Source organism: Acidimicrobiales bacterium (assembly GCA_041394185.1).
Lineage (GTDB): Bacteria > Actinomycetota > Acidimicrobiia > Acidimicrobiales > Poriferisodalaceae > JAAETH01.
Genome location: JAWKIQ010000003.1, coordinates 144,614 through 164,002 on the forward strand (window position 1 = coordinate 144,614; position 19,389 = coordinate 164,002).

At 65.9% G+C, this 19,389-nt stretch carries 16 protein-coding genes; 3 read left to right on the forward strand and 13 right to left on the reverse strand.

Going from position 1 to position 19,389, the window contains the following annotated elements; all coding sequences use genetic code 11:
* The 8 genes from R2770_14170 to rimO form a co-directional block, all read right to left on the reverse strand.
* Entirely contained in the window at positions 1–1,584 is a 1,584-nt protein-coding gene (locus tag R2770_14170) for a hypothetical protein (GenBank protein ID MEZ5281601.1), read from the reverse strand.
* Complete coding sequence (locus tag R2770_14175) at positions 1,581–2,504, reverse strand: ABC transporter permease (protein ID MEZ5281602.1); 924 nt, start codon at positions 2,502–2,504, stop codon at positions 1,581–1,583. Before R2770_14175 ends, R2770_14170 begins: the two co-directional genes overlap by 4 nt.
* Positions 2,501–3,454, reverse strand: coding sequence for an ABC transporter ATP-binding protein (locus R2770_14180; GenBank protein ID MEZ5281603.1), 954 nt, complete (start codon positions 3,452–3,454; stop codon positions 2,501–2,503). The genes R2770_14175 and R2770_14180 overlap by 4 nt, the downstream gene beginning before the upstream one ends.
* Entirely contained in the window at positions 3,451–6,006 is a 2,556-nt protein-coding gene (locus tag R2770_14185) for a hypothetical protein (GenBank protein ID MEZ5281604.1), read from the reverse strand. Before R2770_14185 ends, R2770_14180 begins: the two co-directional genes overlap by 4 nt.
* An 11-nt stretch (positions 6,007–6,017) precedes the next feature.
* Positions 6,018–6,308 carry a hypothetical protein gene (locus R2770_14190; protein ID MEZ5281605.1) on the reverse strand — a complete coding sequence of 97 codons (291 nt, stop codon included), beginning with the start codon at positions 6,306–6,308 and terminating at the stop codon, positions 6,018–6,020.
* A 67-nt stretch (positions 6,309–6,375) separates the two neighbouring features.
* Positions 6,376–7,683, reverse strand: coding sequence for a CinA family nicotinamide mononucleotide deamidase-related protein (locus R2770_14195; GenBank protein ID MEZ5281606.1), 1,308 nt, complete (start codon positions 7,681–7,683; stop codon positions 6,376–6,378).
* Between the two features lie 2 nt (positions 7,684–7,685).
* Positions 7,686–8,234, reverse strand: coding sequence for a CDP-alcohol phosphatidyltransferase family protein (locus tag R2770_14200; GenBank protein MEZ5281607.1), 549 nt, complete (start codon positions 8,232–8,234; stop codon positions 7,686–7,688).
* A 34-nt stretch (positions 8,235–8,268) separates the two neighbouring features.
* Positions 8,269–9,564 (reverse strand): 30S ribosomal protein S12 methylthiotransferase RimO, encoded by a 1,296-nt coding sequence (rimO, locus tag R2770_14205; protein ID MEZ5281608.1) that lies wholly within the window; start codon positions 9,562–9,564, stop codon positions 8,269–8,271.
* A 27-nt stretch (positions 9,565–9,591) separates the two neighbouring features.
* On the opposite strand from rimO, the gene R2770_14210 reads away from it, so the two are divergent.
* The 3 genes from R2770_14210 to R2770_14220 all read left to right on the forward strand — a co-directional run bounded on the left by R2770_14210 (position 9,592) and on the right by R2770_14220 (position 12,872).
* On the forward strand, positions 9,592–11,169 hold the full coding sequence (locus R2770_14210) for an alpha/beta fold hydrolase (GenBank protein ID MEZ5281609.1): 1,578 nt from the start codon (positions 9,592–9,594) through the stop codon (positions 11,167–11,169).
* 63 nt (positions 11,170–11,232) lie between these two features.
* Entirely contained in the window at positions 11,233–12,057 is an 825-nt protein-coding gene (locus tag R2770_14215; GenBank protein MEZ5281610.1) for a DUF6159 family protein, read from the forward strand.
* Between the two features lie 5 nt (positions 12,058–12,062).
* On the forward strand, positions 12,063–12,872 hold the full coding sequence (locus tag R2770_14220) for an LLM class F420-dependent oxidoreductase (protein ID MEZ5281611.1): 810 nt from the start codon (positions 12,063–12,065) through the stop codon (positions 12,870–12,872).
* Positions 12,873–12,885: 13 nt separating this feature from the next.
* Here the strand turns inward: R2770_14220 and R2770_14225 are convergent, their stop codons facing one another.
* Genes R2770_14225 through R2770_14245 form a run of 5 tightly spaced genes read right to left on the reverse strand, consistent with a single transcriptional unit; the run spans position 12,886 to position 19,340 of the window.
* Positions 12,886–13,887: a pirin family protein gene (locus R2770_14225; GenBank protein ID MEZ5281612.1), complete on the reverse strand. Its 1,002-nt coding sequence runs from the start codon at positions 13,885–13,887 to the stop codon at positions 12,886–12,888.
* A gap of 42 nt (positions 13,888–13,929) precedes the next feature.
* Positions 13,930–14,688, reverse strand: coding sequence for a GntR family transcriptional regulator (locus R2770_14230; protein MEZ5281613.1), 759 nt, complete (start codon positions 14,686–14,688; stop codon positions 13,930–13,932).
* 36 nt (positions 14,689–14,724) lie between these two features.
* Positions 14,725–16,008 (reverse strand): MFS transporter, encoded by a 1,284-nt coding sequence (locus R2770_14235; protein ID MEZ5281614.1) that lies wholly within the window; start codon positions 16,006–16,008, stop codon positions 14,725–14,727.
* Positions 16,009–16,905, reverse strand: coding sequence for an SMP-30/gluconolactonase/LRE family protein (locus R2770_14240; protein ID MEZ5281615.1), 897 nt, complete (start codon positions 16,903–16,905; stop codon positions 16,009–16,011).
* 26 nt (positions 16,906–16,931) lie between these two features.
* A complete protein-coding gene (locus R2770_14245) occupies positions 16,932–19,340 on the reverse strand; it encodes a DNA translocase FtsK 4TM domain-containing protein (protein ID MEZ5281616.1) in 2,409 nt (802 codons plus the stop codon).
* Positions 19,341–19,389 lie beyond the last annotated feature (49 nt).

A 19,389-nucleotide genomic window follows, 5' to 3' on the forward strand; every position in this document is an offset into this window, starting at 1 on the left:
TCATCCGTTTCCTGTCGTCAGCTCGACCAACCGGTCGAAGTAGCCCTCTACAACACGGGCCTCGGACGGGCCCAGGTCGAGGCGATCGATTGCGTCGACGGCTCGTTGTTCGAACTCGTTGACCACGTCGGACACCGGAACGCGTGTGACCCCGCCCGTAGTGGTGCCGTTGACCCTGAGCGGGTCTGTTCCGGTTCCGTCGCCGGTGGCAGTCGCGTCGGCGCCCACGATGTCGCTGGCACCCGCCGCCGGCACCTCGAGCGTGGCGTCGTGGTGTGCACCCGGCTCGTCGCGCCCACCCGTGCCATTTCCGGCGATATTGCCCTGGCCACCCTGGCCGGTTCCGCCGCTGCCTCCGCCGGTGACCTGCCCAGACGGCGAACCAGCGCCCTGACCTTGGCCCGACCCCGAACCCGAACCTTCGCCCTGCCCGGAGCCCTCACCCTGACCTGAGCCCTGGCCCGAGCCCTCACCCTGCCCCGAACCCTGCCCCGATTGCTGGGCTTCGCGCTGCGCAGCCAGCTCGGCGGCCAGTCGATCGAGGCTCTGGGCCGCCGACTCGACCGAGCGTCCCTGAGCGGCCTCGCCGGCAGCGCTGTCGGCGGAGGCCGAGGCCGATTCGAGCGCCTCGGATGCCGCAGCCAGATCGCCGGCTGCGAGCGCCTCGGCCGCTGCGCCCAGGTTGTCGCCCGTAGCCGGGTCGCCGACCTGCTCGATGCGGGCCAACTGCTCGAGTCGCTCGGCCAACTCGGCCTGCTGTTCTGGCGTGAGTCCTTCGAGACCGGCGGCTGCTGCCGCGAGTTGTTCGGCGGCCGTGCTGCCTGCAGCGATGGGTGTCAGCGCCAGGGTGGCGGCGAGACCATCTGAGGCAGCCCGTTGGGCCAGGGTCTGCGAATCGAGCGAAGACGCCAACTGGCGCTCGGCCTCGTCGAGGCTCGCCAGGGCCGCCTCGAAATCATCGGAGCGGCGCAACTCGTCGGCCAGCGCGGCCAGGGCGTCGGCCTGTTCTGCCAACTCGGGGTTGGTCGCGAGACGATCTGCGAGCTCGTCGACCTGGTCGGCGGTCTCCGATATCGCCTCGCGCTCGGCCGCTGCACGGTCCCTGACTGCATCTTGGGGATTGGCAACCAACACCAGCGCCGCGGTCGCGACTATGAGGGCGGCGGCGCCGGCCCATGGACGCCAGTCGATGCGGACGGGAAGCGCCGTTCCCAGGTCGGCGGGCACCGACGCCCTGGCGCGTTCTAGCACCCTTGCGCCGAACGGGTCGGATTCCGACACCTCGAACGCAGTAGCCAATGCGTCGCGCGAACCCGATCCGTTGTCGATGGCCCTGGCGACCACCAAAGGCTCTATTCGCATTGCCACAGCCCCCACGGCAACGACCAGCAGCATGGCCAGTGGTGCTGCCAGGGCGGCAGGTTCTGGCCAGGTCCACGGTCGAAGCCGGGCCAGCACGGCCAGCGCCAACCCGACGCCTGCGGCTGCGGGCAATACCCGCTGCGCCGTGGCAACGGCCCACAGCACGCGCATGCGCCTTCGGCCAGCGTTGATGACAGCTTCGAGCGACGAGGGCAGCTTCATCGTTCGACCTTTGCCGGTGTTCGCACCCGCGACGTTGCGGTTGCTACCGACGCATAGGTGATGAGCACGCACGCCACGACGTACCATCGCCAAACCCTGGTCGATTCGGTTTGGCGTGCGCCAAACCCAACGTCGATCTGTTCGACCTCGTCGAGCATCGTGCGCAAGGCGCCCAGCGGCGTGTTGGTGTCGAGCGTGAACCCACCGTCTACGCGTTCGAAGACATCGGCCGTGGCCACCACCGGGTTGATCATCAACAACTCCTTGGGCGGATTGGGCTCGTCGAACCCGCGCGAGTTGTCGATGACGGCTGCCGCTCCATAGAACACGAAGCTGCCGACGATCATGAACAGGACGGCGCCGTAGACCATGACCGTGGCGGCCTGGACGCGCCGCGACACCGCCGAACACGCAACCCCCAGGGCCCCAACCGTCAGCGCCGTCAACTCGACCATGGCTATGCCCTTGAAGATGTCGGTGACCGTGACGCCGCCGATCAGATATGTCAGGGCGAGCAGCGGTGCCGATAGAACCACGAGCAGCACGGTGAACACCACCGCCGCCGCGATCTTGCTCAACACGATGTTCAGGGGCGACATCAGGCTGACCTGCAACGGCAGCAAGGTCTGGCGTTCGCGTTCGCCGGCGATGGCACCCGACGTGGTGGCCGGCACCAAGAACAGCACTATCAGCAGCATGCCGGTCAGAACCCACTCGAAGATCTCGCGACCTACCCGTGCGGCCGACAACACGTTGAGCCCCGAATCGAAGTCGGAGTTGCCTTGGTATGCCAGGCCGAATACGCCGATGAGCAGGACAAGCCACACCGTGATGGCGACGGCGCCACGACGACCCAACATCCGCTGACGCATCTCGCGCGCCAACACCGGGCTCTGCAATCGACTGGTGATGGAGGTCATTGCACGATCCCCTCGGTGACCGACATGAACACGTCCTCGAGCCCAGAGCCGGTTTCGATGAACTCGAGCACCTCGTGGCCCTCGTTGACCAGCTGACGCAACAGGGCCACCTGAGCGGCCTCGTCGGCAACCGAATGCTTCAAGACCGAGCCATCGGCCAGACGCACCTCGATCTGGCGCAGCCCGCCCAACCGCGACAGGATCTCGCGAGGCGAACCCGCGGCCAGCAACCTGCCCGCCTCGACGATGCCGACGTGTGTGCAGATCTCCTGCAGCTCGCTGAGGATATGGCTGCTGACGACGACGGTCTTGCCCATCTCCTTCAACTGCACGATCAGTGCCCGAAGCTCGACCCTGGCCCTGGGGTCCAGGCCCGAGGCCGGTTCGTCCAGAATCAGCAGTTGGGGATCGTGCACCAGCGCTCGGGCCAGGCTCAGCCTCTGCTTCATGCCTCGGCTCAACGAGTTGACCTCTGCGGTGCGCTTGACCGACAGCTCGACCAGCTCGAGCAGCCCGTCGATCAGCTCGGAGTGCTCGTGGCGGGGTATGCGGTAGGCGCCCGCATAGAAGCCCAGATAATCCTCGACCGACATGGCGTCGTATACGCCCAATCCGTCGGGCATGTAGCCGATCTTCGAGCGCACCGCGGCCGGTTCGGCAACCGGATCGTGGCCCAGCACGCGAACGAACCCGGTCGAGGGCAACAACAACGAGGCCATCATCGACATGAGGGTCGATTTGCCCGCGCCGTTTGGGCCGATCAGGCCAAAGACGGCACCGTGTGCGATGTCGAGATCGATGCGGTCTACGGCCGCCAGCGAGCCGTAGAACTTGGTGAGGCCTCGTACCGTCACCGCGGCCTCGGGGCCTGGATGTTGGTCGGGCCGTGCGATGTCGTCGAACTGCGACGCCGCCGAGCTGACGAGAGGGATCGAGGTGGTGTCGGTCATCCGTCGGCCTCGCCCTGTTCGTCGCCGCCAGTGGTGGATGTGGCAGCGGTGGTGGTTGTGGTGGTCGCGGCGGGTTCGGCCGATGGCGTGTAGTCGAGCACCAGCTCATAGCCACCCGAGCCGTTGCCTCCCAGCGCCCGCGCCTCGATGACGTATTCGCCAGCCCGAGTGATGGTCAGGTCGGCCCCGCTGTTGCAGCAGATACCGCCGAAGTCGTCGTTCTCGACCAGCAGATCGCCGTCTGGCCCTTGAACCCACAGCAGCGAGTCGTGGTCGGCCCTCAGCCGGATTCCCAGCTCGTCACCCTCGTTCAGCTGCACGCGGTACTCGTCGTACTCGGGTCCGAACAGGTCGCCTTCGAAGCTCTGCTCACCCTCTTCGAGCTGCACCTCGAACGACTCGGACAGCTCGGCGAAGCCACCCATTCCGGGGTCGATCAAGCCGCCGCCGTCCCAGCGGCTCAGCACGTCGCCGACCTCGCGGGTCTCGGGTACCTCGGCCTCGCCCACCATCGCCGTGACACCAGGCCTCACCGGCCAGCTCTCGACCACCGTCGACCTCGCGTAGACGACCCCGTCGATCAGCGCCTGCGGCAAGATCCCGATGGTGACATTGCCCCTTTCGGCGATGTCGACGGGAATCCAGTCGGTGCCATCCCACATCTCGAGGCCGGCCACCGACGAGTCGAGTGCTAGCGACACACGCGACGCCTCTAGTTCGCCTGCGTCGATGCGTATGGCAAAGGTCCACCCGAAGAAGAAGGCGTCTTGGGCCTGCCGCCCCGAGGACTGGTCGGCCACGATCAACGAGGGCAAGGGCGAGCCATCTTCGATGGGCTCGGGAAGTGCGGCGCGTGCGACCAGGGCCGTGCGCCCGCTGGATATGTCAGATGTCGGCGGCTCGAGATCTCGCGACCACCCGACTACGCCCACGTACCCGTCGGGGAAGGCGTTGAGACCTTCGATCCCGCGCCACTGAGACCAGACCCCGGCTGCTATTGGCGAGCTGCGACTGGGACGTCCGCCGAACTGATTGACCCCCCAGGCCGCCAGCTCGTCGAGACGCTGACGCAGACGCGCCGAGTGCTCGATGGTGAACGAGCGAGACTCACCATCGGCCAACTCGCCGATCTCGACCGCCTCGGTTCCGAGAAGGGCTACCACTTCGGTCAGTTGGACACCTGAGTTGTTCGTGACCCTGGCGACCACGGTGGCTCCGTCGAGGACGATCTGGTCGATGGTGAGAGCCCCATCGAACTGCGGCGCCGGCCCGGTGAGCTGCATCGATGCGGCACCGCCGGCGGTCAGGTTCGAAGACACGGCCACGCCGGTGCGGCCGGGTTCGACGCTGACCGCTCCTTCGCTGGTAGGGCCCCAGCCCACGATCTGGCCGGAACCGGTGTAGTGCCACGCCTGCGGTGCCTCGACAGTTCGAATGTCGGACCTGGTAGAAGACACCAAGATCGTGGTGGTGGCCTTCGAGCCCGTGGGCCACACCTCCACGACAGACGCATACGAACTGCCCCGGTCGGATCTCAGGCCGGCCCCCACCACCAGCGCCATTCCCGTGCACACGACCGCAAGCAGGGGAAGCACCCGCCACGCCAAATGGGTAGAGCCCATTCGTTTCAAGACCAGGTATGTAATCGGACCCGCCGCCAGCACGTAGACACCAAGCAGCACCAGCAGGCTGCGCAGCGAGGGCAGGCTGAACCCGGCGTCGGATGCCAGGTCGTCGATCGACGAAACCGGCACCTCCCCCATCAACATCTGCGGATCGATCTGGCCCGCGCCACCGGCGATGGTGCGAGCCGGCAACGACAGGCCGCTTTGGGCCCACGAATCGTCGACGTAGTTGACCTCGCCCAAGCCGGCCGGTCCCTGGGCCCAGGCCTCTGGCAGCAGATCGTCGGCGGAGCCTTCGGCACCCACGACCAGCAACTGGCCGCCGTCGGCAGTCCAGGTGATCACCGCCAGCAGAGCCGGTTGGGTCAACGAACGCAGCGCACCAGGAGAGGTGATCAGGTAAGACGTGCCGAGCAGACCCACCGTCTCGAGCCTCTCGGAACTGACCTGGTAGGTGGTGGCAGAACCGGTACCCGCCCTCATCTCGACAGCCCCGGGGGCGTCGACCCCCAACACTGCGGCGAGCACGCCGGGTGCCTCGTCGCCAAAGCGCCGAAGCTCGGCCTGGGCAACCGACTCGCCGCCCACGACCAGTTCGGCCTGCAGCTCGAGCCCACCGAACCCGGCGACAACTGCCAGGGGGAACTCGACCGGCGTTCCTGCCGCCAGCTCGACGGGCACCTGGTACACGGTCGACCCGCCAAACTCGAACGACGACGTCGACACCGACACGACACCGCGAACCGCCCTCTGAGAAGTGACACTGACCTCTACGGCGGTCAGCTGACCGGCGATCAGGGGAGAGTTGCGAGGCAGATCGAGCGAGATCGCCGCTTGGGCCTGGGCCTGCCTGGCACCGGCAGTGCCTGTGAGCAGCAAGGCACTGGCCACGACCAGCGCCGCAGCAAGACCGGCCCACCGTTTCATCACGCTCGACCTCACGGGCCCAGCACCACGGTGGTGGTCGGAGCGAAGGTGACATCGGGCAGTGCCGGCTCTTCGACGAAGAATTCCTCCCCCTCGACCTCGACAAACCGCCCGTCGACCGGGAATACCTGCAGGGCCGGATTGTCGCGACCTATCGGGTCCTTCGTGAGGCCGGCCCACGCACCCCCGACGATTGCGATCAACAAGAACCCCAATACCAGCATCAGGCGATTGCGCCTGAGGCGCGCCCGGTAGGCCGCCACAGGGTCATGAGACGCAGGCGCTTCGATCTGCTCGGTCAAGGTTTTTCCACTCTGTACGCGACGGACTCGCTCTATGACGAACGAGCACGGCCCCTGGTTCCAGTCTTCACCAAAATGTGGGAGAGGTACTGCGCGGGGGCTGAGAATCGCCTGCGGTGGCGGCCAGGTGGCGTCGCAGCTGGTCGAGCAGGCTGATGCAGCTGAACTGCCTGACGCGCTCGTGGTCACCCGGGAACTTCCAGGCGAATGTGTCGGTCGACGTTGCCGTGGAGATGGCCGCGAATATCTCGCCGGTGGGCTTTCCGGCGGCTACGGGGCCCACCGACGCCAGACCTATGTCGGCGCCGAATAGCGCCCTGGCCCCCTCGGCCAGTGCGCCGGCCTCGTCTGCTGAGGCGGGCTCGATCGCCGTCGAGGTCAGGCCGGCGGCCTCGAGCAACGCAGACCTGGCCTGGGCGGAACCCACGACGATGCCGCCCAGCATTGCCTGGGCCGAGCGAGCCAGAGACAACCGGCTGGCCATGTACCCGCCCGAGATCGTCTCGGCCACGGCGACGGTGCGGCCCGACCCCACCAAGGCGGCCGACACAACGGCCTCCATGTTGTCGTCGTCGAAGCCGAAGACGGTGTCGCCCAGCACCTCACATACGCGCTGTTGTTCGGTATCGAGCAGTTGCCCAACGGTTTGGAGGTCGGGCCCTTTGGCGGTGATCCGCACCTTCAGACCTTCGACGCCGCTGGCCAGGATTGCGATGGTGGCATGACCCTGCTGGTCAAGCCGCTCGATCTCGTCGGCCAACAGTTCGGCCACGCCCGACTCGGAGTGGCCCCAGGTTCGAACCACCCGGCTGGATATGACCGAGTCTGTTCCCGACCGCCTTCGCAGGTCGGCCAGAACGGTACCGGTCACCATCTGGCGCATCTCGAGGGGCACGCCAGGCACTGCGTAGATGACCTTGTCGACCACCTCTCCAGTCGGCTCGGTCCAGCGGATCGGGCAGACGAGGCCGGGGGCTGTTCCGGGCTGCTCGGCCATGGTTTGGGCACCCTCGGGCACCATGGCCTGCCTCAGGTTGTTCTCGGGCATTGCCCTGCCTCGGGCGGCGAACATCTGCCTGATGCGTTCCTCGATGACCCCATCGCGCACCAGCTCGACACCCATCACATCGGCGATGACGTCACGGGTTATGTCGTCTTGGGTGGGACCCAGCCCACCACACACGATGACCGCGTCGCTGCGCGACAGCGCCAGCCGCAACGAGTCTGCGATGCGCTGCCAGTTGTCTCCGACCTTGGTCTGGAAGTGGCTGTCGATGCCCGCCGCCGCCAGCTGCTCGCCGATCCACGACGAGTTGGTGTCGACGATCTGTCCCAGCAGCAGTTCGGTTCCGACTGCTACGACCTCACACCGCATGATCAACCTCCATAGGACGTGCCGGCTCGGGCGGCCGACAGGTACTGAGCTCCGGTGACGTACGTCAGCGCCACAGCGCTCCACAGCGTCGTCGTGGCTATCCAGTGTGCGTGCTCGGCCACCGGTGGCATAAGAGCAAAGCCCAACGCCCAGATCTGCACGGTCGTCTTGATCTTGGCGAGGAAGCTGGCGGGCACCGAGACGCCGTTGCGGCCCACCGTCGAGCGATACAGCGACATCGCCAGCTCGCGAAGTGCGATCAACGACACGGGAAGCCAGTGGAACTGGCCGACGGCCACGAAGGCAAACATCCCGCCCAACACGAAGACCTTGTCGACCAGGGGGTCGAGAAAAGCGCCTGACGCGGTGGTGCCGAACCGGCGGGCCAGCCATCCGTCGACTGCGTCGGTCAAAGCGATGGCAGCCCCGATGAAGAAGGTCACCCAATTGGGACCCTTGTCGGTGATCAACACGATGAACACCGGCGAGGCGAACAGGCGCGTCAGCGTCAACGCGTTCGCCAGGTTGATCACGGATCCGGGTTCGACCACGGGGCTTCGACTTCTCCCAACCGCCAGAGGTTTCTCAGACCGGTTCGGCTATGAGATCTGGCCCATCGGAGTCTGTCACGCGAACCATGCAGAGGCTGCCCGTCTGGAGCTGTTCTGGCACCAGGACAACCCCGTCGATCTCGGGAGCCTCGCGATGTGACCGCGCCACACCGGGCTCGTCGACCAAGACCTCCATCGTTTGGCCGATCAGGGCCGAGCGACGCTCGAAGGTGATGCGGTCTTGCATCTCGGTCAGCTCTGACAGACGCTCTGACATGAGGCCCTCGGGAACTTCACCGTCGAGGTCGGCGGCGTACGTGCCCTGCTCGCGCGAGTACGAGAAGAAGCCACACCAATCGAGCTGGGCGGCCTGTACGAAGTCGAGGAGCCTCGAGTGATCGTCTTCGGTCTCGCCCGGATAGCCGACGATGAAGTTCGACCGCAGCGCCGCATCGGGGGCCAGATTGCGGATGTGCTCGATGCGGTCGAGGAACTTGTCGCCGTTGCCCCAACGTCGCATCCGCCGCACCAGTGGCGCCGATACGTGCTGCAACGAGAGGTCGAAGTAGGGCACGCCCGACCCGACGATGACATCGATGAGGGCGTCGTTGAGGTCGGACGGGTACAGGTACAACAGGCGAACCCGGTCGACCATGTCGGCCACCGCCCGGACCAACCCGACGATGTCTCCGGCCCGACCCACGTCCTTGCCGAACGAGGCCAGGTCTTGGGCCACCAGCACCACCTCGCGCACGTTCAACTGCTCGACCTCGGCGACGATGTCGTCGATCGAACGGCTTCGCTGCGGCCCCCGGAAAGAAGGAATGGCGCAGAATCCGCATTTGCGGTCGCAGCCCTCGGCGACCTTCACGTAGGCCCACGGTCGGGTGCTGGCAGGTCGGGGCAGGTTGAGCAGGTCGAGTGCCGGCGGCTGGGGAGCCGAGCGGCGCGTCGGGCCAAGGCTCACCTGCACACGGGTTGCGGCCGGTTCGGGCGGCGGAGCGAGCATGGGACCACCGAAGCCCACCACAGCGTCGACCTCGGGCAGGGCCTCGGCCAGTTCGTCGCCGTATCGCTCGGCCATACACCCGGTGACCACGAGCCTGGAACCCTGACGTCTCGCCTGGTCGAGCGCCAGGATCGTGTCGATCGATTCCTGGCGGGCCGACTCGATGAAGGCGCAGGTGTTGACGACGATGAGGTCGGCGTCGCCGGCGTGGTCGACCGCGGCCATGCCCTCGGCCAGCAGGGTTCCTTCGACCTTGTCTGAGTCGACCTCGTTCTTCGGGCAGCCCAATGTGACGAGGTGGTATCGGCGCGAGTGCGACATCGGCTCCAGAGGCTACCTTCGACGTCGATGAGACGTGCCCTGATGTTTCTGCTAGCGCTGTCGATGCTCGCCTCTGGCTGCTCGGGTTCGGGCTCTGACGACCAGTCCACGACCACTGCGCCGATCTCCGATGGCGGCCCGGACGACACAGCTGCCGACGACACAACCACCGACGGCACAGCCAATGACGATCAGGGCTCGGGCAGCGGGCCCGACCGGCCCGACGATGACCTCGCCTGGTCGCAATGCGGCCGCCTCGAGTGCACCACCGTGGATGTGCCCATGGACTATGGGGCGAGCGCCGGGCCAGAAACACTCGAGATCGAGGTTGCGCGGGTCAGCGCCGACGGCGAACCCGACGACTATCGCGGGGCCCTTTTCATCAACCCCGGCGGCCCGGGGGTCAGCGCTGTCGAGTTCCTCGACTTCGCACACGACGGTTACCTTCCGGCCGAGCTCACCGACCACTTCGATCTGATTGCGTTCGATCCGCGTGGAGTGGGCAACTCCGAGCCGACATTCGAGTGCGGGCTCGACGGCGATTGGGTGGTCATCACAAACGCCATCGATGGGCTGGCCGACACGCCTGAAGAGGTCGAACTGGCCGAACTGTCGACACAGCAGTGCGTCGACTCGATGGGAGCCGTGGCCGGCCTGTTGCACACCGAGTTCGTGGCCCGCGACATGGACGCGGTTCGCGAAGCCCTCGGCTTCGAAGAGCTCAGCTACCTGGGCTACTCGTACGGGTCGGCCATAGGCGTTTGGTACGCCAGCCTGTTTCCAGATCGGGTGAGGGCAATGGTGCTGGACGGAGCCAACAACCCCATAGACCCGGCCGACACCACCGAGCAGCGGATCGAGAGCGCCATGGAGGAACTGGTTCCGCTGGAGGCGCGGCTGCGCCAGGCGATCGAGGCGTGCAACGACGCGACCTGCCCGATATGGAACGAGGGCGACCCCATCGCCTATTTCGAGCAGGCCACGGCCAAGCTCGACCTGGTCGACACCTACCTGGGTGGTGTGCCGTTCGCCGGCGCGCTGGGTGTAATCACCACGCTCTACAGCGAGCAGACGTGGCCATTGCTGTGGGACGCGCTGGAAGACCTCGTCGAGTTCGACGACCCGTCGATTCTGGGCGAACTGGCGCTGTTCCAGCTGGACGACCCTGGGCAGCCCTCGTTCACCGGCTACGTGAATTGTCTCGACAGCTGGTCGATCTACCCAGACGTCGATCGGGCCGAACGCCTCGATGACACGATCGCCCTCGGCGAGCGGGTGGCCGCCGATCTTCCGTTGCTGGCCGCAATGGACACCATCGCGTTCGACCAGTGCCCGTTCCTCGACTCGATAGCTCCCGCTCCCAGCCCTGTCGCCCTCGACGGTGGTGACGTCACGATCGTGGTAGTGGGCAACCACGACGACCCAGTGACACCGTTCACCGAATCCGAGGAGCTGGCCTTCGACACGTTGGCCGACGGTCGCCTGATCGAGGTGACCCACCCCGAGCACACCGTTTATCCCAACAACGACTGCGTCAAAGAGCTGGTCGACAGCACCCTCATCGATGGTCGGCCTCCCGCCGAGCCGCTTACCAGTTGCGGGTAGGCCCAACGCGCGCCGCGTCACGGTAGCGTCTGGCCTCTAGCAGCAGCGGCAGACGGAGCAGCAATGGGACGCATCAGGAACACCCTCGAACTGGCCAAGGTCTCTTGGCGGGTTCTGATGCAGGACCGCGAGCTGTTGTGGATACCGGTTCTGTCGATGGTGGCGTCGCTGGTGCTGTTGGCAGTTCTGGCCGTTCCCGCTTTCGCAATGCTCGACACCACATCAGCAGACGACTCGGTCAGTCCGGGCCTTGCCTTCATCGGTCTGCTGGCGGCTTTGGGCATGAGCATCATCGCCGTCTTTTTCAACGGCGCCCTGGTCGGAGCAGCCCACGACCGCATGACCGGCGGTGACCCCACTGTGTCCAGTGCCATCTCCACCGCCGTCAGCCGCCTGGGCGGCCTGGTGCCGTGGGCGCTGATAACCGCCACCGTGGGGCTCGTCCTGCAGGCGATCCGCGAGCGGTCGGGCGCCCTCGGCAGAATCGTCACGGGCATCGCCGGCGCCGCTTGGGAGGTTGTCACCTTCCTCGTGATCCCGGCGATCGTCATCGATGGTCTGGGCGCCGTCGACGGTGTCAAACGATCCGGAGCGCTGTTGAAGCGAACATGGGGCGAGAATCTCGCCGCCCGCGTGGGCTTTGGTCTGGTCGGATTTCTTGCAGCCTTGCCACTGCTGGTGATCGTCGCCCTGCTGGTGTCCAGCGGGTCGACGGCCCTGTTGGTCGTCGGCATAGTCATCGCCGTGGTCGGCTTCGCTTTGATCAGTGTCGTGATGACCGCCCTCAACGCCATCTTCCAGACCGCCCTGTACATGTATGCGACAACCGGCGAGACCCCGTCGGCCTTTCGCGGCACTGGCCTTCCCCAGACCTTCCAGACGAGGTGACTTCGATGTCTTCAGCTCCCAGACCCACCCGGATCGGCGTGCAGATAGCTCCGCAACACGCTTCCTACGACGAGCTTCGGGCGATCGTGCTGCAGCTCGAAGCGATGGGCGTCGATGTCGTTTTCAACTGGGACCACTTCTTTCCACTGTTCGGTGATCCCGATGGCCTGCACTTCGAGTCGTGGACAATGCTGGCCTCGATGGCCGAGGCCACCAGCCGCGTCGAATTCGGCCCACTGGTGAACTGCAACAGCTACCGCAACCCCGACCTGCAGGCCGACATGGCACGGACCATCGACCACATCAGCGCCAAGGGCGGCACCGGCCGCTTCATATTCGGAACCGGTTCGGGTTGGTTCGAACGAGACTACGACCAGTACGGCTACAGCTTCGGCACCGCGGGCGGACGCCTCGATGCGCTGTCGGACGACCTACCCCGAATCCGCCGCCGCTGGGAGCAACTGAACCCCGCACCCACTCGCAAGATCCCGATCTTGATCGGTGGCGGAGGCGAGCGTAAGACGTTGCGCATCGTCGCACAGCACGCCGACATCTGGCACAGCTTCTCCGACCCCCAGACCCTCGAGCACAAGCTCTCGGTGCTGCGAGGGCACTGCGATGCTGTCGGACGCAACCTGTCCGACATCGAGCTGTCGGGCTCGGCCGCAGCGGCTTCGCCGGGCGAGCCGGACATCGAGCGACTCGAACAACACAGGTCGTTGGGGGTGAGCCTGTTCGTGTTCGGCATCTCTGCCCCAGACCCCGACCTGGCCACGGTGGAGGCCCTGTTGGCCTGGCGCGACTCGCTGGGCTGACGCAGCCTGCTCGTCAGTCGACCTGGCGGGCGAACCTGGCGGGGTCGGCGCCGTGCACCGGGTCTGAACTGGGCCACGGCCAGCCCCCGAACCCCGTCGCTTGATAGTCGTCGAATGCCTGCTGGATCTCGGCCCTGTTGTTCATGACGAACGGGCCATAGCTGGCCACCGGTTCGCCTATGGGCCGCCCCTGCAGAACCAACAATTCGACGGCGTCTTCCCCGGCTTCGACCCGGCAGGCTCGCGAACAGTCGATGACCGCACCGCTGTAGCGGTCGAGGCGATGCCCGTCGAACATCACGTGGCCGCCCTCGAACAGATACGCCACCCTGCGGGTGTCGAAATGGTTGGCGGGGGCCAGATCGACCGAGGCGCCTGGATCGAGGACCACGTGCCAAACAGCCACATCCGAATCGTCTCTCGACGCCCACGAAGAGGGCGGCGGGGCTGGCGCCGTGGCGTCTCCCACCGAACCGGCCACCACGGTGACGGTCGCCGCGCGGCCTTGGTCGTCGACCGTCTCGACCTTGGGTATGTCGTCGGCCCAAAACATCGAGAAGTGGGGGTCGGCCATCTTGTCTGAAGCCGCGAGGTTCACCCAGATCTGGAACAGTTCGAGCGTGTTGCCCTCGGGCAGGTCGAGCAGGGGAAACATCTCCGAGTGCACGATGCCTCGCCCAGCCGTGAGCCACTGGGCGTCTCCACGCCCATATCTGGCCGCCGCGCCCAGCGAGTCCGAGTGGTCTACCAGGCCTCGCCTGACATAGGTGAGGGTCTCGAAGCCCCGGTGGGGATGCGACGGAAAGCCCGGTACGTGGGTTCCGTGGTACATGCTCCAGCCGTCGCGAGAGCTGAAGTCAGAACCGATCTGGCGCCCTTCGAGCGAGGCGGCCGGACCCATCTGTCCGTCGCTGGCCGGATAGTGGTCGAGGTGATGAACGCAGAACAGGAACGGGTCGATGGTGGGCCATTGATCGCCGAGGGCAAACGTCTGGAGGATCGGTGAAGCCGACATTGGGTCACCCTACCCAGACGGCCGGGTGGATCGTTGGGTCGTTCAGGAGGCGGTGAGGGTGAGGCCCGCGCCCGAACCGGCCGACCAGTCGGCGACGAACCGATAGCGATCGCCGCGGATGATGGTGACGCGCCACTCGATGGGTGTGCCGTCGTGAAGACCCAGCCGCTCGAGGTGGAAGGCAGCGTCGGTCTTTCGCAACCCCAGAAGCTCGCGGTCACCCGCCGACGGGATGATGGGGCTGAGCCGCTCCCATCCATTGTCGGGTCGAACGCCCGCTGTGCGCTCGAGTTCGTCGTAGAGCGCAGTCCGCGAGAAGTCGACGTCCAGCAGGCACTCGCCTACCGATCGAGGCAGCCAGGCCCGATCCAGCGCCAGGGGTTGGTCGTCGGCCAGGCGCAGACGTTCGACATAAACCAGCTCGGCGTCTTCATCGAGATCGAGGGCTGCAGCGGCCACCGTGTTGGTGCACACCGTCAGCTTCAGCACCTGGCTGGTCTGGGAAGCACCGGTGGCCTCGATCGACTGAAACAGGCTGTACAGCTGCCCCAACGGCTGCTCGAACTCGGTGCGATTCACAACGGTGCCGCGGCCTCGCTCGCGCTTCAGCACGCCCGTGCGGTTCAGGTGCCGGATGGCCTCTCTGACGGTGTGGCGACTGACCCCGTACTGTTCGACCAACTCGGCGTCGGTGGCAAACCTCTCCGCGAACTCGTCGTTTTCGAGGCGCTGCCTGAGGTCTGCTTCCAGCTGAGCCCACAAAGGCATCGGGCTCTCACGATCGAGCGTCGCTGCCGGCATGGCCTCACTCCTTGTGATTGCAGACAATCAATGCGGCTAATTGGAACTTTGTCTGATTGTACGCACAGATTTGGGCCTTGTCTGCAACAGGGTCTGTTCGCCGACCTCTTCGCCGAACTCGAGTCGAACCACCACGGCCAACACGGCCGACACCACCGCGCCCACATACACCACGGTGCTGACCGAGGTTTGGTCGACCAGATAACCCATGATCGAGTTCGAGATCGAGATGACCCCACCGAACGACAGCGTCCAGAGCGCCATCACCCGTCCGCGCACCTCGTCGGCCAGGTGATGCTGCAGGAAGGTGCTGAGCGCAACCGGCATGGTGAAGTAGAACAACCCCACCGCGAAGAACACCGGATAGGCAACCGTTGCCGAACTGACGGTGGCCAGCAGCGCCAACGAAACCGAAAAGCACGCCAGGGTCACACGGACGATCTTGGGCTGGGGTACGCCGGCCAAGACGGTGCCCACGCTGGCTGCGCCCACGAGCGCCCCAAAGCCGAACGTTGCGTACAACAGGCCGTAGGTCTGGCTCTCGGGATCTACGCCCAGGTTCAACTCGGCCAGCGCGGGCATCTGCCCCAGGAACGGCAGGCACAAGGCCGCGAATGTGGCCATGGTCAACAGCGGTCTTCGCACCTGGGGCGATATCCGCGCCAGCCTGATGCCGCCGAGGTATCGATCGCCGCGCCCGCGGTTCTGGATGACGGTGCGTGGAATGGTCACCACGATGATGGCCCCGATGACGAACAGGTAGGTGACGGCGTTGATGACCAGCACCGTCGACACACCGAACAGCGACGCCAACCAGGCGCCCAACGCCGGGCCCACTACCCGGCTGCCGTTCACCTGAGCCGAGTTGAGGCTGATCGCAGCCGACAGGTTCTCTCGGCCAACCAGGCTGGGCAACACCGCGGTGAAAGCAGGTGCATAAAGCGCCTGGCCGACACCGATGACGAACACCAGGGCGATCAGCTCGCCTTTGGAGATCGAGCCGCCCGCGACACGCCATGCGAGCACCAGTCCCCACAGCGCTTGCCAGGCCTGGGTGACCACGATCAGGCGCTTGCGATCGAGCGAGTCGGCCAGCCCTCCACCGATGAGGCTCAACGCAAGCATCGGGCCCATCTGGGCGAACACGATCAGCCCCAGGAACGTCGAACTCTCGGTCAGGTGCCAGGCGAACACACCCAGCACAACCTGCTGCATCCACCGACCGGTGTTGGATACGAATGATGCGCCCAGCACCAGCGCAAAATCGCGCTGGCTGAGCACGTCGCGTAGTCGGGGTGGGTCCTCGGCGCCGTGGGTCATCTAGAAAGCCAGCTTCAGACCGGGACGTTCCCAGGTGGTCGAGACCAGGCGTCCGGTGCCCGACAGCGTCATGAAAGCGGTGCACATGTCGTCGCCGCCGAACGCGATATTTGTCGTGAGCGGATCGTCGGTGGCGAAGAACGCCAACTCGTCACCGTCAGGCGTGAAGGTCGTGATGCCCGGCGTGCTGAGTGTTGCGATGCTGACATTGCCCTCGGCATCGACCGCCAGGCTGTCGAACAGCTTGCGACCGGCGGGCCGCCCTATGAACGTGCCCCTGGACGGCGATGCCCCCGACAGCTCGCCGGGGCCGGCGAGATCCCAGGCCAAGAGTTGACCTGAGTGTGTCTCGGCGACGTACACCCGGTCTTGTGCCGGCGAAAGGCCGACGCCGTTTGGCGCGTCCAGAGGATATGCGACCTCGACCACCGAAGATCCGTCGATCTTGGCGTAGTACAAGCCGCCGCGATCGCGCTCGCGTGGCCGGTTCTTGCCGTGATCGGTGAACCAGAAGCCGCCCGCCGAGTCGAACACGATGTCGTTTGGGCCGCGCAGTTGATGCCCACCGACCTGGGTGTACAGCGTCTCGACGGCTCCGGTACCCAGATCGACGGCCTGGATCGACCCGCCCACGTAGTCGTCGGGCTGCTCGCCCGGCAGGGTCAGACCGTTGACGTCGTGCCACTGGAAGCCGCCGTTGTTGCACACATAGCAGCGCCCGTCGGGGCCGATGGCCGCACCGTTGGGACCCCCTCCCAGCTCGGCTACCACTTCGATGGTTCCATCGAGGTGCACGCGGCTGAGGGTGCCTCGGCGAATCTCGACCAGCAGGATCGAGCCGTCTGGCATGACTATTGGGCCCTCGGGAAACTGAAGCCCGTCTGCGACTTGTTGCATCAAAACATGATGCCCGCTGTGGGCCGTCAAACCGATTCGGCGGGCAGCACAGCAGCGAGTTCTTCTGGGGTCATCAGCACGTCGCGGGCCTTAGACCCGATCGAGGGGCCGACCACACCGCGTTGTTCCAGAAGATCCATCAGGCGTCCGGCCCGGGCAAAACCGACCTTCAGCTTGCGCTGCAGCATCGAGGTCGAGCCCAGTTGGCTTTCGACCACCAGACGCATCGCCTGCAACAGCAGATCGTCGTCGCCCTCGTCGCCCGTTGTTCCGCCGGGCAAGAAGCCGGCCGCGGCCTCGGACTCTTCGCCCTCTACTCCCTCGATGTACCGAACATCTGGGGCTTGGCGCTTCCAGGATGCGACGACCTTGGCGACCTCGGCTTCGGTGACCCAGCAACCCTGAATGCGCTGGGCCACGCTCGAGTTGGCGGTCAACAGCAGCATGTCGCCCTTGCCGATGAGTCGCTCGGCGCCAGGCTGGTCCAGGATCACGCGGCTGTCGGCCAGCGACGAAACGGCGAAGGCCATCCGCGATGGGATGTTTGCCTTGATGACACCGGTGATGACGTTGACGGACGGCCGCTGGGTGGCGATGACCAGGTGGATACCAACGGCTCTGGCCATCTGGGCGAGTCTGGTGATCGACTCCTCGACGTCGCGCGCTGCCACCATCATCAGGTCGTTCAGCTCGTCGACCACCACCACGATGAACGGGATTCGGTCATAGACCCGATCGTCGCCCGGGGCTGCGATCAGCGAGCCGGCATCGTAGGCCTCGTTGTATCCGGTGATGTCCCTGAACCCACACTCGGACAGCAGGTCGTAGCGGCGCTCCATCTCCTTGACCGCCCAGGCCAGGGCGTTGGCGGCCTTCTTGGGGTTGGTGACGACCTGGGTCAACAGGTGCGGAAGACGGTCGTATTGCCCCATCTCGACTCGCTTGGGGTCGACCAGGATGAGCCTCACCTGCTCGGGGGTGGCCCTCATCAGCAGCGACGTGAGGATGCTGTTGATGCAGGATGACTTTCCGGCTCCGGTGGCGCCGGCGATGAGTACGTGGGGCATGGTCGCCAGGTTGGCCATGACGGGTCGCCCGGCGATGTCTTGACCCAAGGCAACCTCGAGAGGATGCTTGGCGTCGGCCGCCACCCGGCTGGCCAATATGTCGCCTACCGAGACCAGGTGCCTGGCGTCGTTGGGTACCTCGATGCCGATAGCGGAGCGGCCCGGGATGGGCGCCAGGATGCGCACGTCGGGGGTTGCCATCGCGTAGGCAATGTCCTTGTTGAGGCTGGTGACCCGGCTGACCTTCACCCCCGGTGCCAGCTGGAGCTCGAAACGAGTCACCGTGGGGCCGACGGTCATACCGACGACCTTGGTCTCGACGCCATGGCTGGCAAGCGCCTGCTCGAGGGCCCGTCCTGCCGCGTGGACCGCCCGCTCGTCCACGGTCTGGGCGCCACTTCGCACCAGCAAGCTGGGCGAAGGAAGGGTCCAGGGGCCCGGCGCCTGGGTGGGCACCATCTCTATGGCGAGCTGTTGGGCCTCGACCGGAGCCTCGGGCAGCTTGACCTTGGGCAGCTTGGTCGGAGCCGGCTCGTCGACCGCAGGGCCCTCGTCAGATTCGTCGTCGGCGGGCGAGATGTCGGTTACGTCGATGACCTCTGGCCCTGCGTTTTCGAAGCCGGGTCCGGGCCCCGCCGCAGACCGGTCTGCGTCCGCGTCGACAACGGGCGCGGGTTCGATCAATCGCTTGAGCAGTGCAACCGAGCCATCGAAGAACCGCAGCGACCAATCGCCAACGACCTCTACGACTGTGCGCAGCGACATGTCGAGCAACACCAGCAGGCCGAAGAATCCCACCAGCGCCGCCACCAACCATGCCCCGGGGGTCGCCACCAACCTCACCAACGGCTCGGCAATGGCGGCTCCGATGACCCCGCCGCCGCGGCGAAGCTCGTCTGCTGGAGCATCGAAAGCTCCGGGGCCCCGTGCCAAGTGGGCTATGGCCAGTCCCGAAAGCAGCATCACGGCCAGCCCCACACCAACACGGACGCTGCGTGCGGTGCGGTTGGTGCGAAGCAGCGAGAGGCCTACCCACACAAAGACCAGGGGCACGACATAACGAAACACGCCGTCGCCGAAGCCGATGCCGTCGCGCAGCACCCGCCCCACCGGCCCGGCACGATCGGCCAGAATCGCCAGCGACGAGATCGCAGCCAGGGCGAACAGCACCAGTGCCGCTATGTCGCGTTCGCGCTCGGCCAGTGCGAGCGCCGCTGCCGAGGGCTGCTTGTTTGTGCGAGAGCGAGCCTTGGCCTTGGCCGAGCGCGCCGGACGCTTGGTCGAAGCCGCCCGACGACCGCTGGACGAACGCGTCGAAGACGTCGACCGGCGACGGTTAGTGGTCGATTTACGGCGCGTAGTAGCCACGACGTTTCAAGGTAGCGAAGTATCGCCCCTACGTCTCACCGAGTTGTCC

What these genes read in the sequence shown, in the direction of transcription:
- R2770_14170 (MEZ5281601.1), bottom strand. Translation starts at nt 1,584, where the DNA reads ATGAAGCTGCCCTCGTCGCTCGAAGCTGTCATCAACGCTGGCCGAAGG.
- R2770_14175 (MEZ5281602.1), bottom strand. Translation starts at nt 2,504, where the DNA reads ATGACCTCCATCACCAGTCGATTGCAGAGCCCGGTGTTGGCGCGCGAG.
- R2770_14180 (MEZ5281603.1), bottom strand. Translation starts at nt 3,454, where the DNA reads ATGACCGACACCACCTCGATCCCTCTCGTCAGCTCGGCGGCGTCGCAG.
- R2770_14185 (MEZ5281604.1), bottom strand. Translation starts at nt 6,006, where the DNA reads ATGAAACGGTGGGCCGGTCTTGCTGCGGCGCTGGTCGTGGCCAGTGCC.
- R2770_14195 (MEZ5281606.1), bottom strand. Translation starts at nt 7,683, where the DNA reads ATGCGGTGTGAGGTCGTAGCAGTCGGAACCGAACTGCTGCTGGGACAG.
- rimO (MEZ5281608.1), bottom strand. Translation starts at nt 9,564, where the DNA reads ATGTCGCACTCGCGCCGATACCACCTCGTCACATTGGGCTGCCCGAAG.
- R2770_14210 (MEZ5281609.1), top strand. Translation starts at nt 9,592, where the DNA reads ATGAGACGTGCCCTGATGTTTCTGCTAGCGCTGTCGATGCTCGCCTCT.
- R2770_14215 (MEZ5281610.1), top strand. Translation starts at nt 11,233, where the DNA reads ATGGGACGCATCAGGAACACCCTCGAACTGGCCAAGGTCTCTTGGCGG.
- R2770_14220 (MEZ5281611.1), top strand. Translation starts at nt 12,063, where the DNA reads ATGTCTTCAGCTCCCAGACCCACCCGGATCGGCGTGCAGATAGCTCCG.
- R2770_14225 (MEZ5281612.1), bottom strand. Translation starts at nt 13,887, where the DNA reads ATGTCGGCTTCACCGATCCTCCAGACGTTTGCCCTCGGCGATCAATGG.
- R2770_14230 (MEZ5281613.1), bottom strand. Translation starts at nt 14,688, where the DNA reads ATGCCGGCAGCGACGCTCGATCGTGAGAGCCCGATGCCTTTGTGGGCT.
- R2770_14235 (MEZ5281614.1), bottom strand. Translation starts at nt 16,008, where the DNA reads ATGACCCACGGCGCCGAGGACCCACCCCGACTACGCGACGTGCTCAGC.
- R2770_14240 (MEZ5281615.1), bottom strand. Translation starts at nt 16,905, where the DNA reads ATGCAACAAGTCGCAGACGGGCTTCAGTTTCCCGAGGGCCCAATAGTC.